The sequence below is a fragment of the Agromyces indicus genome, assembly GCF_031432295.1.
GTDB classification, from domain to species: Bacteria; Actinomycetota; Actinomycetes; order Actinomycetales; family Microbacteriaceae; genus Agromyces; species Agromyces indicus.
Genome location: NZ_JAVKGS010000003.1, coordinates 44,147 through 61,658, shown reverse-complemented (window position 1 = coordinate 61,658; position 17,512 = coordinate 44,147). Strand labels below are relative to the sequence as shown.

Annotated in this window: 18 protein-coding genes and 1 tRNA gene; 10 read left to right on the top strand and 9 right to left on the bottom strand. The window is 72.3% G+C overall.

From position 1 onward, the window contains the following. Positions 1 to 52: 52 nt before the first annotated feature. Positions 53 to 1,153 carry an ABC transporter ATP-binding protein gene (locus tag RH861_RS10065; protein WP_310520879.1) on the bottom strand — a complete coding sequence of 367 codons (1,101 nt, stop codon included), beginning with the start codon at positions 1,151 to 1,153 and terminating at the stop codon, positions 53 to 55. Between the two features lie 275 nt (positions 1,154 to 1,428). On the opposite strand from RH861_RS10065, the gene RH861_RS10060 reads away from it, so the two are divergent. The 3 genes from RH861_RS10060 (at position 1,429) to RH861_RS10050 (ending at position 3,613) form a co-directional block, all read left to right on the top strand. Further along, the gene (locus tag RH861_RS10060) at positions 1,429 to 2,352 is read left to right on the top strand and encodes a DsbA family protein (protein ID WP_310520878.1); all 924 of its coding nucleotides are present in this window, start codon (positions 1,429 to 1,431) and stop codon (positions 2,350 to 2,352) included. A 97-nt stretch (positions 2,353 to 2,449) separates the two neighbouring features. Next, positions 2,450 to 2,525, top strand: a tRNA-Thr gene (locus RH861_RS10055). Then, complete coding sequence (locus tag RH861_RS10050) at positions 2,525 to 3,613, top strand: DMT family transporter (protein ID WP_310520877.1); 1,089 nt, start codon at positions 2,525 to 2,527, stop codon at positions 3,611 to 3,613. The genes RH861_RS10055 and RH861_RS10050 overlap by 1 nt, the downstream gene beginning before the upstream one ends. On the opposite strand, the gene RH861_RS10045 is transcribed toward RH861_RS10050, so the two are convergent. Both RH861_RS10045 and msrB read right to left on the bottom strand, forming a co-directional pair. Then, on the bottom strand, positions 3,597 to 4,139 hold the full coding sequence (locus tag RH861_RS10045; RefSeq protein ID WP_374760973.1) for a nitroreductase family protein: 543 nt from the start codon (positions 4,137 to 4,139) through the stop codon (positions 3,597 to 3,599). The two genes, RH861_RS10050 and RH861_RS10045, sit on opposite strands and share 17 nt — an antisense overlap. Before the next feature lie 11 nt (positions 4,140 to 4,150). Then, complete coding sequence (gene msrB, locus RH861_RS10040; protein ID WP_067948696.1) at positions 4,151 to 4,552, bottom strand: peptide-methionine (R)-S-oxide reductase MsrB; 402 nt, start codon at positions 4,550 to 4,552, stop codon at positions 4,151 to 4,153. A gap of 186 nt (positions 4,553 to 4,738) precedes the next feature. On the opposite strand from msrB, the gene RH861_RS10035 reads away from it, so the two are divergent. The 4 genes from RH861_RS10035 to groL all read left to right on the top strand — a co-directional run bounded on the left by RH861_RS10035 (position 4,739) and on the right by groL (position 7,833). Beyond that, positions 4,739 to 5,083, top strand: coding sequence for a DUF3263 domain-containing protein (locus RH861_RS10035; protein WP_067948694.1), 345 nt, complete (start codon positions 4,739 to 4,741; stop codon positions 5,081 to 5,083). Beyond that, a complete protein-coding gene (locus tag RH861_RS10030) occupies positions 5,080 to 5,622 on the top strand; it encodes a LytR C-terminal domain-containing protein (protein WP_310520875.1) in 543 nt (180 codons plus the stop codon). Before RH861_RS10035 ends, RH861_RS10030 begins: the two co-directional genes overlap by 4 nt. Positions 5,623 to 5,829: 207 nt before the next feature. Beyond that, positions 5,830 to 6,033 carry a cold-shock protein gene (locus tag RH861_RS10025; protein ID WP_067948690.1) on the top strand — a complete coding sequence of 68 codons (204 nt, stop codon included), beginning with the start codon at positions 5,830 to 5,832 and terminating at the stop codon, positions 6,031 to 6,033. A 180-nt stretch (positions 6,034 to 6,213) separates the two neighbouring features. Continuing rightward, a complete protein-coding gene (groL, locus tag RH861_RS10020; RefSeq protein WP_310520873.1) occupies positions 6,214 to 7,833 on the top strand; it encodes a chaperonin GroEL in 1,620 nt (539 codons plus the stop codon). Between the two features lie 69 nt (positions 7,834 to 7,902). On the opposite strand, the gene RH861_RS10015 is transcribed toward groL, so the two are convergent. From RH861_RS10015 to RH861_RS10005, 3 genes are all read right to left on the bottom strand, one after another. Further along, on the bottom strand, positions 7,903 to 8,193 hold the full coding sequence (locus tag RH861_RS10015; protein ID WP_310520872.1) for a WXG100 family type VII secretion target: 291 nt from the start codon (positions 8,191 to 8,193) through the stop codon (positions 7,903 to 7,905). A 165-nt stretch (positions 8,194 to 8,358) separates the two neighbouring features. Beyond that, positions 8,359 to 10,185, bottom strand: coding sequence for a sensor histidine kinase (locus tag RH861_RS10010; RefSeq protein ID WP_310520871.1), 1,827 nt, complete (start codon positions 10,183 to 10,185; stop codon positions 8,359 to 8,361). 42 nt (positions 10,186 to 10,227) lie between these two features. After that, complete coding sequence (locus RH861_RS10005) at positions 10,228 to 10,920, bottom strand: response regulator transcription factor (protein ID WP_067948682.1); 693 nt, start codon at positions 10,918 to 10,920, stop codon at positions 10,228 to 10,230. A 154-nt stretch (positions 10,921 to 11,074) separates the two neighbouring features. Between RH861_RS10005 and folP the strand changes: the two genes are divergently transcribed. The 3 genes from folP to RH861_RS09990 are packed head-to-tail and all read left to right on the top strand — an operon-like array spanning position 11,075 to position 13,520. Next, entirely contained in the window at positions 11,075 to 11,959 is an 885-nt protein-coding gene (gene folP / locus RH861_RS10000) for a dihydropteroate synthase (protein ID WP_310520870.1), read from the top strand. Next, positions 11,956 to 12,717: a pyrimidine reductase family protein gene (locus tag RH861_RS09995; RefSeq protein ID WP_310520869.1), complete on the top strand. Its 762-nt coding sequence runs from the start codon at positions 11,956 to 11,958 to the stop codon at positions 12,715 to 12,717. Before folP ends, RH861_RS09995 begins: the two co-directional genes overlap by 4 nt. A gap of 14 nt (positions 12,718 to 12,731) precedes the next feature. Beyond that, positions 12,732 to 13,520: a Pr6Pr family membrane protein gene (locus RH861_RS09990; protein ID WP_310520868.1), complete on the top strand. Its 789-nt coding sequence runs from the start codon at positions 12,732 to 12,734 to the stop codon at positions 13,518 to 13,520. Positions 13,521 to 13,573: 53 nt separating this feature from the next. Here the strand turns inward: RH861_RS09990 and RH861_RS09985 are convergent, their stop codons facing one another. The 3 genes from RH861_RS09985 to RH861_RS09975 all read right to left on the bottom strand — a co-directional run bounded on the left by RH861_RS09985 (position 13,574) and on the right by RH861_RS09975 (position 17,420). Further along, entirely contained in the window at positions 13,574 to 15,214 is a 1,641-nt protein-coding gene (locus RH861_RS09985) for a DNA repair helicase XPB (RefSeq protein WP_067948675.1), read from the bottom strand. A 61-nt stretch (positions 15,215 to 15,275) separates the two neighbouring features. Continuing rightward, on the bottom strand, positions 15,276 to 17,141 hold the full coding sequence (locus tag RH861_RS09980; protein WP_310520867.1) for a helicase-associated domain-containing protein: 1,866 nt from the start codon (positions 17,139 to 17,141) through the stop codon (positions 15,276 to 15,278). Between the two features lie 3 nt (positions 17,142 to 17,144). Beyond that, positions 17,145 to 17,420, bottom strand: coding sequence for a hypothetical protein (locus tag RH861_RS09975; RefSeq protein ID WP_067948671.1), 276 nt, complete (start codon positions 17,418 to 17,420; stop codon positions 17,145 to 17,147). Positions 17,421 to 17,512 lie beyond the last annotated feature (92 nt).

Here is a 17,512-nt window from a genome sequence, read left to right as displayed (position 1 = left end):
ATGCCGGCCGGGCCGGAGCCCGACCGGCATCGCGGTCGCAGTATCGCGGAGATCAGCTCGCCACCGGCTCCTGGATGAGACGCGCGCCCGACTCGGCGTCGAACACGTGGACGTGCTTGGGGGTCGGCATGAGGTAGACGGTGTCGCCCGCGAACGGGTGGACGCGGCCGTCGACGCGCGCGACGATGTCGGTGCGCTTGCCCTCGATGGTCGAGTGGCCGTAGAGGTAGCCGTCGGCGCCGAGCTCCTCGACGAGGTCGACGACGACCTCGAGGCCCTCGCCCTGCGTGTTCGACACGACGATGTCCTCGGGGCGGACGCCGACCGTGACGACGGGGCCGGACGCCGACGCGAGCGCGTCGCGCTCGACGTCGATGGTCGCGGTGCCGAACTTGATGCCGCCCTCGACCACGTCGGCGTGGAACAGGTTCATCGCCGGCGAGCCGATGAAGCCCGCGACGAAGACGTTGTTCGGCCGCTCGTACAGCTCTCGCGGCGTGCCCACCTGCTGGAGGACGCCGTCCTTCAGCACGGCGATGCGGTCGCCCATGGTGAGGGCCTCGGTCTGGTCGTGCGTGACGTAGACCGTGGTGACGCCGAGGCGGCGCTGGAGCGAGGCGATCTGGGTGCGGGTCTGGACGCGGAGCTTGGCGTCGAGGTTCGACAGCGGCTCGTCCATGAGGAACACCTGCGGCTGGCGCACGATCGCGCGGCCCATGGCGACGCGCTGCCGCTGGCCGCCCGAGAGCGCCTTCGGCTTGCGGTTCAGGTACGGCTCGAGGTCGAGCAGCTTGGCGGCCTCGAGGACGCGCGCGGCCCGCTCCTCCTTGCCGACGCCGGCGATCTTGAGCGCGAAGCCCATGTTCTCGGCGACGGTCATGTGCGGGTACAGCGCGTAGTTCTGGAAGACCATCGCGATGTCACGGTCCTTCGGCGGCACGTCGGTGACGTTGCGGTCGCCGATGAAGATGTTGCCGTCGTTGACCTCTTCGAGGCCCGCGAGCATGCGGAGCGACGTGGACTTGCCGCAGCCGGAGGGGCCGACCAGGACGAGGAACTCCCCGTCTGCGATCTCGAGGTCGAGCTGGTCGACGGCGGGACGGGTGCCACCGGGATAGAGGCGGGTGGCCTTGTCGAACGTGACTGACGCCATGGTTCTGTTCTCCTTCACCGGCAGGTACGTGCCGGACGATCCGTAGTGAATGGAAACGCCGACATCGGTGTCGACGCTCCCTCAGTATGTCATGCGAGCTCCGCATCGCCGCATCCGCGTCGGTGGCCGCAGCGGGCGAACCATGCCCCGCGGATGCCGCGACCAGCCGGCGCTCGGGCGCCGTTTGGGCGATTCACAGTGTCCGCTCCTACACTCTTCGGTGCGTGCGCCTGCATTCCCGCGCGCCCCCACAGCTGACCCGGAGTTGACCATCGATGAGCACTGGATCCATCCAGCCGCGCCCCAGCCGCAACGAGCGACGCGAGGCGGCCCGTGAGAAGGCCCGCCTGCTGCGCGAGGAGCAGCGGCGGAAGGACCGCCGCAAGAAGTTCCTGATCCAGGGCGGCGTGATCGTGGTGGTGCTCGCCATCGCGGCGCTCATCGGCACGATGATCTTCAACAGCGTCCGTCCCGAGGGTCCCGGTCCGCAGAACATGGCCAGCGACGGCATCCTGCTCGTCGGCGGCGAGAGCGGCATCGAGCCGGTCTCGACCCGCGCGATCCCCGCGAACGGCGAGCCGACGCCGAGCGAGCCCGACGACAGCGGCACGGTCGCGAACATCGTGGTCTACGTCGACTACCTCTGCCCCTACTGCGGCCAGTTCGAGCAGACGAACTCCGAGTCGATGCGCACGATGGTCGAGCAGGGCGCCGCGACGCTCGAGGTGCACCCGATCGCCATCCTCACGAACAAGTCCGCCGGCACCCAGTACTCGCTCCGCGCCGCCAACGCCGCGGCGTGCGTGGCCGACCGGTCGCCCGAGGCGTTCTTCGACTTCAACGCGCTCATGTTCGAGAACCAGCCGGAGGAGCTCTCGGCCGGCCTCTCGAACGACGAGATCAAGGCGCTCGCCGCCGAGGCCGGCGCGTCCTCGTCGGTCGACGAGTGCATCGACGAGACGCGGTTCAAGGGCTGGGTCGAGGATGCCACCAACCGGGCGCTGACCCAGCCGATCCCGAACTCCGAGCTCGAGTCCGTCAAGGGCACGCCGACGGTGCTGGTGAACGGCAAGCAGTACGTCGGCTCGCTCGAGGACCCGGCCGAGTTCCGCGCGTTCGTGCTGCAGGCGGCCGGCCAGAGCTACTCGGAGTCCAACGGCACGCCGACGCCGACGCCCACCCCGACCCCCGCCGGCTGAGCGCCGTCCCGGTCGTGCCGACGGCCCGGTCCCATCGCGGGGCCGGGCCGTCGTCGTCCGCTCGCGCCGCGCGATCGGTAGGATGTGGGGGAGTCACGCCGGCTTGGCGCAATTGGTAGCGCACCGCTCTTGTAAAGCGGTGGTTACGGGTTCGAGTCCCGTAGCCGGCTCCATGTCGAGCACACCCGCCCCGTCGTCGCAGCCCGCAGCGGGCGGCGCGGCGAGTCATCCGCACCATTCGCCCCCGCACGCGCACGCGGCCGATTCGCGGGTGCCGATGTGGGTCGCCATCGCCCTCACCGTGGTGTCCGGCGGCCTCGTGGCGCTGCAGTCCCGGGTGAACGGGCAGCTGGCGCGCGCCCTCGACGACTACTCCGTCGCCGCGGTGATCTCGTTCGGGTCCGGCCTCGTGCTCCTCCTGGTGCTCGCGGCGGCGTGGCCCGGGGGACGCCGCGGGCTCGTTCGCCTCGGCGTCGCCTTCCGCGCCGGCGCAGTGCCGTGGTGGATGCTGCTCGGCGGCGTCGCGGGCGCCTGGTTCGTCGCGACCCAGGGCATCGCCGTCGGCGTCCTCGGCGTCGCCCTGTTCACGATCGGGATCGTCGCCGGGCAGACGCTCGGCGGGGTCGTGTTCGATGTGATCGGCATCGGTCCCGGCGGGCGTCGGCCCCTGTCGATCGCGCGCGTCGCGGGCGCCGTGCTCGCCCTCGCGGCGGTGGGGTGGGCGGTCTCCGCGCAGGTGTCCGCGTCGGTCCCGCTGTGGGTCATGCTCCTGCCGTTCACGGCCGGCATCGGCGCCTCCTGGCAGCAGGCGATGAACGGGCGGGTCCGCACCGCATCGGCGAGCGCGCTCGCCGCGACCGTCGCCAACTTCGCGGTGGGCACGGCGGTGCTCGTCGGCGTGATGCTCGTGCATGCGGCATCCGTCGGCTGGCCCGATCGCATGCCCGCCGACTGGTGGCTCTACACGGGCGGCGCGATCGGCTGCGTGTTCATCGCCGCGCAGGCCGTGCTGGTGCGCCGCGTGGGGGTGCTGCTGCTCGCGCTGGGGCTCGTGGCCGGGCAGCTGACGGCGGCGCTCGCGCTCGACCTGCTCCTGCCGGCCACCGGCCGCCCCGTCGGGCTGGCCACGGTCGGCGGCACGGTGCTGGCGCTCGTTGCGGTCGCACTGGCGAGCATCCGCTGGGGGCGCGCGAAGCACGCGGCGCCGCCGGAGCCCGAGCCGGTCACCGGGTCGACCGCGGCGGTCAGGCCAACGAGCTGAACCGCTGGGCCACGTCGGGGCCGACTCGCCGCTCCGGGCGGACGCGTTCCGGCCGGCCGCCGACGTAGAGCCACCCCAGCAGGTGCTCGCCCGGGGCGAGGTGGTGCGCGTCGGCGACGAGCGGATGCCGCGTGAGCGGCCCCGTCCGCCACATCACGCCCCACCCGGCCTCGTCGAGCAGGAGCGAGAGCAGGTGGGCGACCCCGGCCGCCGCGGCGTCCTGCTCCCACTCGGGGACCTTCGGATGCGGCCTCGTGCAGGCGACGATCGCGAGGAGCAGCGGGGCGCGCAGCGGCTTCGCCGCGAGCTTCTCGGCCGCGGCTCCCTCGGCGCCGGCGGCGGCCGCGAGCGCCCGGCCCACGCGGGCGCGGGCGTCGCCGCGCACGGCGATCACGCGCCACGGGGCGAGCGACGCGTGGTCGGCGACCCGCCCGGCCGCTTCGAGCAGGTCGCGGAGCTCGTCGTCGCCGGGTGCGGCATCCGTCACCTCGGGCCACGACCGGCGGGCGAGGGCCGCCTCGCGCACGGATGCCACGCTCAGGACTCGGGCGTGAAGTCGAGGGCGATCGAGTTCATGCAGTAGCGGTCGCCGGTGGGCGTGCCGAAGCCGTCGGGGAAGACGTGGCCGAGGTGCGAGCCGCAGCGCGCGCAGCGGACCTCGGTGCGCACCATGCCGAGCGAGGTGTCCTCGAGGAGCTCGACCGCCTCGGGCCGGACCGACTCGTAGAAGCTGGGCCAGCCGCATCCGGAGTCGAACTTCGTGCCGCTCTTGAACAGCTCGGCGCCGCACGCGCCGCACGCGTAGACGCCGGCGCGTTCCTCGTCGAGCAGCTCGCCGGTCCACGCGCGCTCGGTCCCGGCACCGCGGAGCACGGCGTAGCGCTCGTCGCCGAGCTCCTCTCGCCACTGCTCCTCGGACTTCTCCACCTCGTACGGCATGCGGTCTCCTCGTCGTGTGCGGTCATCCCATCGTCGCAGTTCCGGCGACGTGCGGTGCAACGCATGACGCTCGACGCGTGTTCCGTGACGGCGCTCCGCCCGAGTGCGGCGGGTGCGCGGCATCCGCTCTCTAGGATGTCGTCAGACGAGCGGGCGACCGCCGACCGAGACCGACGAGGAGGTGCGATGGACGCCGCAGGCAGGCCGGACCCCGACTCCGCGACCACGCACCGGAGCACGGACGGACTCGACGAGCGACGTCGGCGCATCCTCGCCTTCGAGGCGCGCGCGTGGCGCGATCCGGCGCGGAAGGCCGATGCGATCCGCGACGAACTGGATCTCTCGCCGGCCCGGTACTACCGGTTGCTCGCCGAACTCGTCGACGACCCCGCCGCCCTGCGGCACGATCCCATGCTCGTGAAGCGCCTGCAGCGGCAGCGCGCGGCGCGGGCGGCGGCCCGGGCCGAACGCGCCATCCCCACCGGCGCGGCGATCGAGACGGGCCGACCACGACCCCGGCAGGATCCATGACGCAGAAGTTCCCCCGAGACCGGTTCGATTCGATCCCGCACGGCATCGAGCGCGTCGGCGCGCACCGTGCCCCCGCCCGCCGTGGCGCCCGGTGGATCGCGTTCGGCTGGGCCGCCCTCGCCACGGTCGTGCTGGCCGGTGCGGGCATCGCCGCGGTGAGCATCTACAACGACCGGCTCGACTTCGGCGGGGGTCAGCCGGTCCCCACGCAGACCCCCGTGGCGACGGCGCCGCCGACCCTGGCGCCCGATGTCCCGGTCGCGGTGCTGAACGGCACGGGCACGTCGGGCCTGGCGGCGAGCGTCGGCGAGACGCTGACGGCGAGCGGGCTGACGGTGGGCATCACCTCGAACGCCGACACGTCCGACATCGAGACCACCGTCGTGTACTACGCGGCGCCGGAGCTCGAGGGCGCGGCCCGCGGAGTGCTGGGGCTGCTGCCCGTCGGTGACGTCCGGCTCTCGGAGGAGTACGGGGCGACCGGTATGCAGCTCGTCGTGGTGCTCGGGGCGGACTATGTGGAGGCGTCCGGCCGCTGACGGTGACCGAATCGTTGCCATTCTGCGACCATTCGGGACCGCGGAACCCTTGTGCGGGGCGCGCGCGCTGTGACTATCTGGATTCGGCCGCTCGATCGCGTGTGGAGCATCCGGTGCCGGGGCCCCGGCGCCGTGTCGGCACGTCGACGGCCCGGTACAGGCGAAGGCACGTGCTGACTCGGAAACTCGGCAACATGGGAGCAACGCATGGCGAACGGAACCGTGAAGTGGTTCAACGCTGAAAAGGGCTACGGATTCATCACCGTCGACGGGGGCGGTCAGGACGTCTTCGTCCACTACTCCGCGATCGACATGGCGGGCTACAAGGTGCTCGAAGAGGGCCAGCAGGTGACCTTCGAGGTCGGCTCAGGCTCCAAGGGCCCCCAGGCCGAGGCGGTCCGCCCCGCCTGATCCCCTCAGCGTCGAAGCGCCGTCGGCTCGCCCGGCGGCGCTTCCGCGTTCCCGGGGGATGCGGCATCCGTCGCTCGCTTGCACTCGGGCCGGGTGAGTGCCAGAATCGCTTTAGCACTCACTCGTTTTGAGTGCTAACCCTTGGAATCTTTGAACGTCCGGAAGGGACGAGAGACACACATGGCAAAGATCATTGCTTTCGATGAGGAGGCCCGCCGCGGTCTCGAGCGCGGGCTCAACCAGCTCGCCGACGCGGTCAAGGTGACCCTCGGCCCGCGCGGCCGCAACGTCGTCCTCGAGAAGAAGTGGGGCGCCCCCACCATCACCAACGACGGCGTGTCGATCGCCAAGGAGATCGAGCTCGACGACCCGTACGAGAAGATCGGCGCCGAGCTGGTCAAGGAGGTCGCGAAGAAGACCGACGACGTCGCCGGTGACGGCACCACCACGTCGGTCGTGCTCGCCCAGGCGCTCGTGCGCGAGGGCCTCCGCAACGTCGCCGCCGGCGCCGACCCCATCTCGCTGAAGCGCGGCATCGAGAAGGCCGTCACGGCCGTCTCCGAGGAGCTGCTCGCGACGGCGAAGGAGGTTGAGACCAAGGACGAGATCGCCGCGACCGCGTCCATCTCGGCCGCCGACCCCCAGATCGGCGAGATCATCGCCGAGGCGATCGACAAGGTCGGCAAGGAGGGCGTCGTCACCGTCGAGGAGTCGAACACCTTCGGCACCGAGCTCGAGCTCACCGAGGGCATGCGCTTCGACAAGGGCTACCTGTCGGCGTACTTCGTCACGGACCCCGAGCGCCAGGAGGCGGTCTTCGAGGACCCGTACATCCTCATCGCCAACCAGAAGATCTCGAACATCAAGGACCTGCTCCCGATCGTCGACAAGGTGATCCAGTCGGGCAAGCAGCTCCTGATCATCGCCGAGGACGTCGACGGCGAGGCACTGGCCACGCTCGTCGTGAACAAGATCCGCGGCATCTTCAAGTCGGTCGCCGTCAAGGCGCCGGGCTTCGGCGACCGCCGCAAGGCCCAGCTCCAGGACATCGCGATCCTCACCGGCGGCCAGGTCATCTCCGAGGAGGTCGGCCTCAAGCTCGAGAACGCGACGCTCGACCTGCTCGGCCAGGCGCGCAAGGTCGTCATCACCAAGGACGAGACCACCATCGTCGAGGGCGCGGGCGACCCCGACCAGATCGCGGGCCGCGTCGCCCAGATCCGCTCGGAGATCGAGAACACCGACTCGGACTACGACCGCGAGAAGCTCCAGGAGCGCCTCGCCAAGCTCGCCGGCGGCGTCGCCGTCATCAAGGCGGGCGCGGCCACCGAGGTCGAGCTCAAGGAGCGCAAGCACCGCATCGAGGACGCCGTCCGCAACGCGAAGGCCGCCGTCGAGGAGGGCATCGTCGCCGGTGGTGGCGTCGCCCTCATCCAGGCCGGTGCCAAGGCGTTCGAGACCCTCACGCTCGAGGGCGACGAGGCGACCGGCGCGAACATCGTGCGCGTGGCCATCGAGGCGCCGCTCAAGCAGATCGCCCTCAACGCCGGCCTCGAGCCGGGCGTCGTCGCGAACAAGGTCTCCGAGCTCCCCGCGGGTCACGGCCTCAACGCCGCGACCGGCGAGTACGGCGACCTCATCGCACAGGGCATCATCGACCCGGCGAAGGTCACCCGCTCGGCGCTGCAGAACGCCGCGTCGATCGCCGGCCTCTTCCTCACCACCGAGGCCGTCGTCGCCGACAAGCCCGAGAAGGCTGCTGCGGCTCCCGCCGACCCGACGGGCGGCATGGACTTCTAGTCCGCACGGCACCACCACGCGCGAAGGGCGCCTCCTCCGGGAGGCGCCCTTCGTCGTCGTGTCGAGCGCTCAGCGCAGGAACAGCCGGGCGTTCGCCGACTCGGCGTCGGCGTAGTGCGACGCCGCCGCGCCGAGCGCCTGGCTCAGCCCCGCGAGACTCTGCTCGACCTGCTGCTGCGTGGTGCGCCAGTCGGTCACCGCCGCCTGGAACGCCGTCGCCGCCTGGCCCGACCACGAGGCCTGCAGGCCCGTCAACTGGGCGACGAGCGACGCGACCTCCGACTGGATGCGTCCGATCGTGCCCTGCGCACTCGCGGTCGCCGCCGCGACCTGCTCGCTGTCGACCTGGTATCGGGTCATGGATGGTCCTCTCGTCGGGAGCCCCGGGAACCTCCCGGGGTGCCCGTCGGACGCTACGCGGGCGGGACCGGGGGCACGGCGGGTGCCGCGGCATCCGTTGCCCGATCGCGCCCGCAGGAGAGGTGGGGAGGAGCGGTCGTGGCCCGGAGGACCGGCCCGACGGGCTCAGGAGGTCGCGACCGGGTGCGGCGCCGCCGACGACCCCGCCAGGGGCAGCGCCACGCGGAAGGTCGCGCCGCCGCCCGGCGTCTCGACCACGTCGACCTGCCCGTTGTGCGCGCTCACGATCGAGGAGACGATCGCGAGTCCCAGGCCCGATCCGCCCGTCTCGCGTGTGCGCGAGGTGTCGGCGCGCCAGAAGCGCTGGAAGATCTTCTCGCGGATCTGCGGCGGGATGCCCTCGCCGTGGTCGATGATCTCGAGCACCGCGCGCTCGGCCGCGTCGTCCACCGAGACGCGAATCTCGATCGGGCTGTCCTCCGGGGTGAAGCGCATGGCGTTGCCCATGAGGTTCGTGATGACCTGCCGGACCTTGTTCTCCTCGGCCAGGACCACCGCGCGGCGGACCGGGACGATGGGCGCCTCGCCGGACTGGCCTCCGGTCGCGGGCACCGACAGCTCGCCGGTGCGCGTGGGCGCGGCGAGGTCGCCCGTGCGGGTGGCCGCGGGCAGGGCCAGCTCGCCCGTGCGCGTCGCCGCCCCGCGCGACCCGCGACCGCGTCGGGTGCGCCCGCCGTTCTCGGCCGAGGTCGGCGTGCGGCGTCCTCGGAGGCGCGCGAGCGTCGCGCCGGCGAGCGCCATCGCGCCACCGGGACGCGCCGTCGCGGAATCGAGGTCCACCTCGACGTCGGCCGGCACCGTGTCGTTCGAGCCCGTTCGCACCTCTTCCGGTGCGATCACCGTCACCACGCGGCCGGGGTTCGCGGCCATCGCGTCGAGCGCGGCATCGCGCGCGAGCGGCACCAGGTCGACCTCGGCGAGGTCGAGCGGCTTCGCCTCGTCGAGGCGTGCGAGGGCGAGCAGGTCCTCGACGAGGCCGCCCATCCGGATGGCCTCCTTCTCGATCCGGTCCATCGCCTGCGCAACGTCCTCCGGGGTCTGCAGCGCCCCCATCCGGTAGAGCTCGGCGTACCCCCGCACGGAGACGAGCGGCGTGCGGAGCTCGTGGGACGCGTCGCCGACGAATCGCCGCATCTGGTCGATCGTGCGTGCGCGGTCGCGGAACGCCCGGTCGATGCGGTTCAGCATCGTGTTGAGCGAGCGGTTCAGCCGGCCCACCTCGGTGTTGGGTGTCGCGCCGCCGAGCCGCTGGCCGAAGTCGCCGTCGGCGATCGCGGCCGCCGTGCGCTCGACCTCCCGCAGGGGCGCGAACGTCGAGGTCACGAGCATCCGGGTGAGCAGCGCGCCGACGAGCACGACGCCGAGGCCGAAGCCGAGGAAGATCGTCAGGTACGCCGCGAGGATCCGCTCGGTGTCGCGGGAGGAGATCGCGACGATGATCGGCGCGAGCCCGCCCTGCTGGTCGGCCGTCACCACCGCGTAGACGCCGCGGAACGTCGGCTCGCCGCCCGCGTCGTAGAGCGAGAAGACGCGGAAGCCCCCGCTGGAGTTCCACGCGTACACCTCGCCCTGCGTCAGCCGCTCCGGCAGCATCGGGAAGGTCGAGGGGTCGCGGTCCTTCCAGTTGTGGTCGCGGAACTCGCCCGTGCGCGCGTCGTACAACGCGATGAACACGTCGTCGTTCGCGTCGCTGAAGTCCAGGCCGCCGGCGTCGCGGCCGGAGCCCGGTCCGCCGTCGAAGTACTTGTCGAGGTCGCCGGACGCGATGGCGCTGAGCTTGGACTCGAGCTGCGCCTCGACGTAGGTGCGCAGCATCGCCGCCGTGCCGATGCCGGACACGAGGAGCCCGAGCGTCAGCATGAGCACGGTGACGCCCGTGATCTTGGTGCGGAGCGAGACGCGGCTCCAGCGGTCGGCGAGGCTCTGATGCATGGCGTCGGCGAGTCTACGCAGGCACCCTGTACCGGCGCTGGACTACGGCTTCGACGACTTCAGCATGTAGCCGAAGCCGCGCTTGGTCTGGATGAGCGGCTCGGAGGAGTGCTGGTCGAGCTTGCGGCGCAGGTACGAGATGTAGCTCTCGACGATGCCGGCGTCGCCGTTGAAGTCGTACTCCCAGACGTGGTCGAGGATCTGCGCCTTGGAGAGCACCCGGTTCGGGTTCAGCATGAGGTAGCGCAGCAGCTTGAACTCGGTGGGGGAGAGCTCGACCGGGGTGTCGCCCACGAGCACCTCGTGCGTGTCCTGGTCCATCGTGAGCTCGCCGGTGCGGATCACCGCGTCCTCCTCGGCGTGCATGGTGCGACGCAGGATGGCGCGGATGCGCGCGACGATCTCGTCGAGGCTGAAGGGCTTGGTGACGTAGTCGTCGCCGCCGACGGTGAGGCCGGTGATCTTGTCCTCGGTGTCGTCCTTCGCGGTGAGGAAGAGGATCGGCGCGGTGTAGCCGGCGGACCTCAGGCGCTTGGTCACGCCGAAGCCGTTCATGTCGGGCAGCATCACGTCGAGGATGATGAGGTCGGGCTCCTCCTCGAGCACCGCCGAGATCGTCTGCGCGCCGTTGGCCACGGCGCGCACCGCGAAGCCGGCGAAGCGGAGGCTGGTCGTGAGGAGATCGCGGATGTTGGGCTCGTCGTCGACGATGAGGATTCGAGGTCCGTCGCTCATGCCCACGATTCTCCTGCGCGTGGGCTGGAACTTGGCTGGGAATCGCTCGAACGGGCGACGAGCGGATGCCATGAGCGCCGTCCGGGCGCCCCGGGCGTGGGAGACTCGCGTCATGGCGCGTGAAGAGACCGGCGCAGGTCCGGGGGACCCTCCGATGACGGCCGTCGGTCGTCGCCGGATCGGCCCGCGCGAGTTCGACTTCTCGCGTCAGGTCGCGGTCATGGCGATCGTCAACCGCACCCCGGACTCGTTCTACGACCGGGGTGCCACGTTCGAGCTCGACCGGGCGGTCGCCGCCGCGCACGCCGCCCTCGATGAGGGGGCCGACTGGGTCGACATCGGCGGGGCGAAGTTCGCGCCCGGTCCACCCGTGCCCATCGACGAGGAGGCGGACCGCGTCGTGCCGGTCGTCGCGGCGCTCGCGGGTACGGCCGCGGTCGTCTCGGTCGACACGTTCCAGCCCGAGGTCGCCCGCCGCGCCATCGACGCCGGCGCGCACGTCATCAACGACACCACCGGCATCCACGACCCCGCCATGGCCGACGTCGTCGCCGACAGCGACGCCACGATCGTCATCACCCACAGCCTCGCCGCGCCGCGCACGCCGCACCCCGCGCCGACCTACGGCGACGTGGTGGCCGAGGTGTCGACGTTCCTGCGGGAACGCATCGACCTCGCGCTCGCGCACGGGGTGCCGCCGGAGCGGATCGTGATCGACCCGGGTCACGACCTGAACAAGAACACCCGGCATTCGCTGGAGCTGACGCGGAGGCTCGACGAGATCGCGTCGATCGGGCCGCCCCTGCTCGTCGCGCTGTCGAACAAGGACTTCGTCGGCGAGAGCCTGGGCCGCCGCGACCGTCGGGACCGCCTCGCCGGGTCGCTCGCCGCCGCCGTGTACTGCATCGGCCGGGGCGCCCGCATCGTCCGGGTGCACAACGTGCGCGAGACGGTCGACGCGGTCCGCATGGTCGAGGCCATCGAGGGATGGCGCGAGCCCGCGTTCCTCGAGCACAACATGCCCGGCGGCGCGGCATGAGCGGCGCGGCATCCGTCGGCCCCGGCCGGGCGAGCTTCGACGCCGACCGCATGCACGCCGCCTATGCGGTCGACGTGGTCGACGCGGGCGCGCCGGGTGCCGAGGCGTTCTGCCGCGTGAACATGGTCGCGAGCCTGGACGGCGCGGCGACGCTCGGCGGACGCAGCGGCAGCCTCGGCGCCCACGAGGACCAGCGACTGCTGTCGGTCCTCCGTTCGCACGCCGACGTGGTGCTCGTCGGCGCCGGCACGGTCGAGGTAGAGGGCTACGGCGGCGCCGCGGTGGTCGACGCGGATGCCGCGTGGCGGACCGCGCGCGGCCGCGAACCGCAGCCCAGGTTCGCCGTGGTCTCCTCGCGGCTCGGCCTCCCGCCGCGGCATCCGTTCTTCACGGACGCCGTCGCGCGGCCGCTCGTCGTCACGTCCGAGCACGCCCCCGCCGACCGCCGCGCGGCGCTCGCGGAGGTCGCCGACGTGATCGTCTCGGGCGAGCACCGCGTCGACCTGGGAGGGGCGCTCGACGAGCTCGCCGCTCGCGGCATGCCGTCCGTGCTCTGCGAGGGCGGTCCCGGCCTGTACGGCGCGCTCGCGGAGGCCGACCTCGTCGACGAGACGTGCCTCACGCTCAGCCCGACGATCGTCGCGGGCGACGCGCCGCGCACGGCGTCGTCGGCGCACGAGGTCGCCCGCCGCATGCGCCTCGTGCACGCGATCGCGGGGGAGCGGATGCTGTTCCTCCGCTACGGCCGGGCCGGTTGACAGTGGCCGGGCGCATGCCTAGATTCGGCCTGCGGCGCGCGCGGCGACCGCTCGACGAGGAGGGTGACCGGGTGGCGATCGAGGCGTCGGAACAGGCGACGAGCGACCCCGAGACGCGGGAGGAACGTCGCGTGAACGTGTGGGCGACCCCGCACTTCTGGTGGCGCGTGGCGATCGTCGTCGTGGTGCTCTGGGGACTCATCGCCGCGGAACGGCGCCTGGCGTACTTCACGACGCAGAGCAACGTCATCGTCTTCGGCTACTACGCCGCGGCGCTGTACTGGATGGTGCGGCGGGCCACGACGGCGCCCCCCGCGCCGCGCCTGCGCGGCGGCGTCACGGTCTGGATCCTCACGACCATGATCGTGTCGCACGTGCTGCTGAACGACCTGGCGAATCCGATCCCGGGCCTGTTCGTCGAGGACCCGCGCGAGCAGCTGTCGGAGCGGGCGCTCTTCGCGGTGCACTACGTGGTCCCCGTGATGGTGCTGGTGGACTGGGTGCTGTTCGGGCCGCACCGCGTCGTCCGCTGGCGCGACATCGGATGGTGGGTGCTGTACCCGTTCGCGTACGGGATGATCTTCCTCTGGCGCGCCCTCGCGCTGCCTGAGGTCCCCGACCGCTTCCCCTACCCGTTCCTCGACACCGACGAGCTCGGCGCGCTCGGTTCGTTCGTGGCGATGCTCGAGGTGCTCGTGTACATCTCCGTGCTCTCGGCGCTCGTGATCCTGCTCGACCGGCTCGCCTGGTGGGTCGGCCGGCGCGTCGGGCACGGGCGTACCGACCGCGTCGACGAGACGTAGCGCGCCCGCCGGAGGAGACGCAGCGGGCCGGACCGGCGGACGCCCGCCGAGCCTCAGGCCGCCAGGGCGTGCGCGTCGAGGATCGTGTACGAGTAGCCCTGCTCGGCGAGGAACCGCTGACGGTTCTGCGCGAAGTCCTGGTCGACCGTGTCGCGCGCGACCAGGGTGTAGAAGTTGGCCGAGAGACCCGACTCCTTCGGCCGCAGCAGGCGTCCGAGTCGCTGCGCCTCCTCCTGCCGCGAGCCGAACGAGCCCGAGACCTGGATGGCGACGGTCGCCTCGGGCAGGTCGACCGAGAAGTTCGCGACCTTCGACACGACCAGCACCGGCGTGGTCCCGTCGCGGAACTCCTGGAACAGCCGCTCGCGCTCGTCGACCGGAGTCGCGCCGGTCAGCTGGGGTGCGCCGAGCGCGTCGGCGAGCTCCTCGATCTGGTCGAGGTACTGGCCGATGACGAGGATCCGCTCGCCCGCGTGCCGCGCGACGAGTTCCTTCACCACTCCGAGCTTGGCCGGCGCGGTGGCCGCCAGCCGGTATCGCTCGTCGTCGGCGGATGCCGCGTACGCGAGCCGCTCGGACTGCGGCAGGTCGATGCGCACCTCGTAGCAGGCCGCGGGGGAGATGAAGCCCTGCGCCTCGATCTCCTTCCACGGCGCGTCGAAGCGCTTGGGCCCGATGAGCGAGAAGACGTCGCCCTCCCGCCCGTCCTCGCGGACCAGGGTCGCGGTCAGCCCGAGGCGGCGGCGCGCCTGCAGCTCGGCCGTGAGCTTGAACACCGGCGCGGGCAGCAGGTGCACCTCGTCGTAGACCACGAGGCCCCAGTCGAGCGCGTCGAGGAGCGCGAGGTGCGCGTACTCGCCCTTCCGCTTCGCCGTCAGGATCTGGTAGGTCGCAATCGTGACGGGCTTGATCTCCTTGACCTGGCCCGAGTACTCGCCGATCTCGTCGGCGGTGAGCGAGGTGCGCTTCAGCAGCTCGTCGCGCCACTGCCGTGCCGACACGGTGTTCGTCACGAGAATGAGCGTCGTGGTCTTCGCGGTCGCCATCGCGCCCGCGCCGACGAGGGTCTTGCCCGCGCCGCACGGCAGGACGACGACGCCCGAGCCGCCGTCGAAGAAGTTGTCGACGGCCTTCTGCTGGTAGTCGCGCAGGTGCCATCCGTTCTGCTCGAGGTCGATCGGATGCGGCGTGCCGGGCGTGTAGCCGGCGAGGTCCTCGGCCGGCCAGCCCAGCTTCACGAGTTCCTGCTTGAGCTGCCCGCGCGCCCACGCCTCGACGAGGAAGCTGGCCTCGTCGATGCGTTCGGTGAGCAGGGGCGCGATGCGTTTGGCGCCGGCGACCTCGGTGAGCACGGCGAGGTCGTCGCTGCGGAGCCGCAGTGCGCCGTCATCCGTGCGGTCGACCACCAGCCGGCCGTACCTCCCGACCGTCTCGCGCATGTCGACGGCGACGGTCTGCGGCACGGGGAACTTCGCGTACCGCTCGAGCGTGCCGAGCATGTCCTCGGCCGTGTGCCCGGCCGCGCGAGCGTTCCAGAGTCCGAGCCGCGTGATGCGGTACGTGTGGATGTGCTCGGGCGCGCGTTCGAGCTCGGCGAAGATCGCGAGGTCGTGCCTCGCGTCCTCGGCGAGCGGGTGCGCCACCTCGAGGAGCACGGTGCGGTCGCTCTGGACGATCAGGGGGCCGTCTGACATAGCGGACCAGTCTATGCCCGGATCCTCCGAGGTCGCCCGGAGCGGTCGCCTCGGCGCGGGCTCAGCTCCCGGCGGGCGCCGGGGCGACCGCGGCGATCGCCGAGATCGGGAGGGTGCGCTCGATGTCGGCCTTGCGGTCGCGGGCGCGCAGTCGTCCGTTGGCGACGCTCGCGGGCGCCAGCAGGTAGTCGGCCGTGTCGCCGCCGGGCATCCGCACGGTCACGGTCAGGGTCTCCTTCGCACGGGCCGCGGCCTCCAGCTGGCGCGCCAGCCACGCCTGCTCGGTTCCGCCGCCCGCGTCGGCCTCGGCGATCCGGTCGAGCAGGTCCTCGATCGGATCGGAGCGGGGCGCCGCAGCCGGCACGTGGCCCACGTGGTGGCGGCGCAGCCGGACGATGCGGCCCTGCGCGTCCTCCGCGGCGACGGGGTAGCGGGCGTCGCTGAGGCCCCAGAACACGACGTCCGGCGGGAAGCGGGACATCAGGCGGTGCGGCCCGGCCTGGCGCAGGCCGAGCGCCGAGAGCGACTGGTCGACCGCGAGGGTGCCGATGAGCTGCGCGTCGTCCGAGCGGACGGACGAACGAGCGGGGGCGTCGGAGGCATCCGCGGCGCTCACGCGCACACTGCCGAATCGCGCCGCCGACTCGCCCACGAGGTACTCGAGCGGCTGCGGGATGCCGGTCAGCGAGATGGACTCGAGGAACGACCGGATGGATTCGGCGGTCTCGCCCGCGGCGAGTGCGCGATTGACGGATGCCGCGGTCACCCGGTAGCTCGAGGCGAGGTCGCGCCCCTCGACGTCGGCGAAGCCGCGCAGCCGCGCGTCGAGCGACGGCTCGAGGGGGCCGGGCGAGACGATCGTCAGATCGTGCTGCACGTAGACGCGGTCGACCTGGTGAGGGAAGTGCCGGGCGAGGCGTTCGGCCGCGCCCGTGAGATCGCCCGCGAGCACGAGACGCGCCGTCTCGACGGGCTCGCCCGCGACCGCCAGGCCGAGCGCCTCGGCGTCCTCGAGCAGCCGATCGAGGCCGTCGGCGAGCCAGCGGCCGCCGCCGGGGTAGTACCAGGTCGCGTCGTCGCGCACCGAGCTCGCGCTGAGCCCCTCGCTGCGGCGCACGACGAGGTCGCGCAGCGCGGCCGGGATGCGTTCGCGCCACGACTCGGCGAGGCGGGTCCAGCGCGCCGCGGTGGCGTTCATCGCCCACTCGGCGCCCCGGTCGGACTCGAGCCACACGGGACCGTCTCGCATGACGAGGCCGGCCTCGATGGCGCGACGGACGAGCCGGGGGAGCTCGGCGAGGTCGACGCCGGTCGCCTCGGCGAGTCGCTTGGCGTCGGGCAGTGCGAGCCCGCCCTTCGCGAGTTCGCGCGCGGGCTGCGCGGCGAGTCCGGCGAGCAGCTCGGCGGTCGCGGCGACGGTCGCGTACGCGGCCTCGGCCGCGCGACGCTCGAGCAGGCCGTGGTCGGGGCGGTCGGCCCGCACGGCCACCGGCGGCGCGGGCGCGGCGAGCGCCTCGGCGTCGGGCAGGTCGTCGCCGAGCCGTGCGGCCAGGCGGGCGCGCACCTCGCCGGGCACGTGCACGCGGTCGCCGTCGCGCAGCGCGAGCAGCGCGGCATCCAGCCGGTCGAGGGCGGATGCGGCGTCATCCGCCAGCGGCTCGGCGGCGCCGAGCCGAGCCAGCTCGGCGTCGATGAGGGCGCTCGAGGTCCACCCCGCGTCGTCGGCGGTGGCGGCGCTGGCCGCGAGGACTGCGAGGGTCGGTCGCTCGAGGCGGTCCAGCGCATGGTCGATCGAGTCGTGCGAGGTGATCGCCTCGGCGAGGTCGAACAGGTCGCGCACGCCCGCGGCGTCGAATTCGCGGGTCCGGAGCGCGTCCGCGAGCCGCTCGCGCTGCAGCGCGCGGAGCCTCGCGGCGAGCACCAGCATGTCTCAGTCGGAGCCCTGCCGGGACTCCCTCGACCGGCGGACGCCGTTGACGATGAGGAGTGCGATGAGAAGGAGGAACCCGATGGGGAGCCCGATCAGCGGCAGCACCAGCACGAACGGCCAGATGCCCTGGCTGAACCCGTCGTCGGCGCCGACGCCCGCGAGCGTGCCGAACATGACCGCGAGGAACGCGATGATCGACAGGCCCACGGTCGCCGCCACCATGTAGGCGAGGATGCGCTCGACGCGCTGGTCGGCGATGGGGCCCTGACTGCTCACCCGTCCAGAATAGGCCCAGCCGCCCCGCTCGCGTGCGGGACCTAGACTGGAATCCGACGTCGCCGCGGTTCCGGCGCGCCCCCACGACAGAG

Bases quoted from the DNA above. Each gene is read 5' to 3' on its own strand.
- RH861_RS10065 (WP_310520879.1), bottom strand. From the start codon at position 1,153: ATGGCGTCAGTCACGTTCGACAAGGCCACCCGCCTCTATCCCGGTGGC.
- RH861_RS10060 (WP_310520878.1), top strand. From the start codon at position 1,429: ATGAGCACTGGATCCATCCAGCCGCGCCCCAGCCGCAACGAGCGACGC.
- RH861_RS10050 (WP_310520877.1), top strand. From the start codon at position 2,525: ATGTCGAGCACACCCGCCCCGTCGTCGCAGCCCGCAGCGGGCGGCGCG.
- msrB (WP_067948696.1), bottom strand. From the start codon at position 4,552: ATGCCGTACGAGGTGGAGAAGTCCGAGGAGCAGTGGCGAGAGGAGCTC.
- RH861_RS10035 (WP_067948694.1), top strand. From the start codon at position 4,739: ATGGACGCCGCAGGCAGGCCGGACCCCGACTCCGCGACCACGCACCGG.
- RH861_RS10030 (WP_310520875.1), top strand. From the start codon at position 5,080: ATGACGCAGAAGTTCCCCCGAGACCGGTTCGATTCGATCCCGCACGGC.
- RH861_RS10025 (WP_067948690.1), top strand. From the start codon at position 5,830: ATGGCGAACGGAACCGTGAAGTGGTTCAACGCTGAAAAGGGCTACGGA.
- groL (WP_310520873.1), top strand. From the start codon at position 6,214: ATGGCAAAGATCATTGCTTTCGATGAGGAGGCCCGCCGCGGTCTCGAG.
- RH861_RS10015 (WP_310520872.1), bottom strand. From the start codon at position 8,193: ATGACCCGATACCAGGTCGACAGCGAGCAGGTCGCGGCGGCGACCGCG.
- RH861_RS10010 (WP_310520871.1), bottom strand. From the start codon at position 10,185: ATGCATCAGAGCCTCGCCGACCGCTGGAGCCGCGTCTCGCTCCGCACC.
- RH861_RS10005 (WP_067948682.1), bottom strand. From the start codon at position 10,920: ATGAGCGACGGACCTCGAATCCTCATCGTCGACGACGAGCCCAACATC.
- folP (WP_310520870.1), top strand. From the start codon at position 11,075: ATGACGGCCGTCGGTCGTCGCCGGATCGGCCCGCGCGAGTTCGACTTC.
- RH861_RS09995 (WP_310520869.1), top strand. From the start codon at position 11,956: ATGAGCGGCGCGGCATCCGTCGGCCCCGGCCGGGCGAGCTTCGACGCC.
- RH861_RS09990 (WP_310520868.1), top strand. From the start codon at position 12,732: ATGCCTAGATTCGGCCTGCGGCGCGCGCGGCGACCGCTCGACGAGGAG.
- RH861_RS09985 (WP_067948675.1), bottom strand. From the start codon at position 15,214: ATGTCAGACGGCCCCCTGATCGTCCAGAGCGACCGCACCGTGCTCCTC.
- RH861_RS09980 (WP_310520867.1), bottom strand. From the start codon at position 17,141: ATGCTGGTGCTCGCCGCGAGGCTCCGCGCGCTGCAGCGCGAGCGGCTC.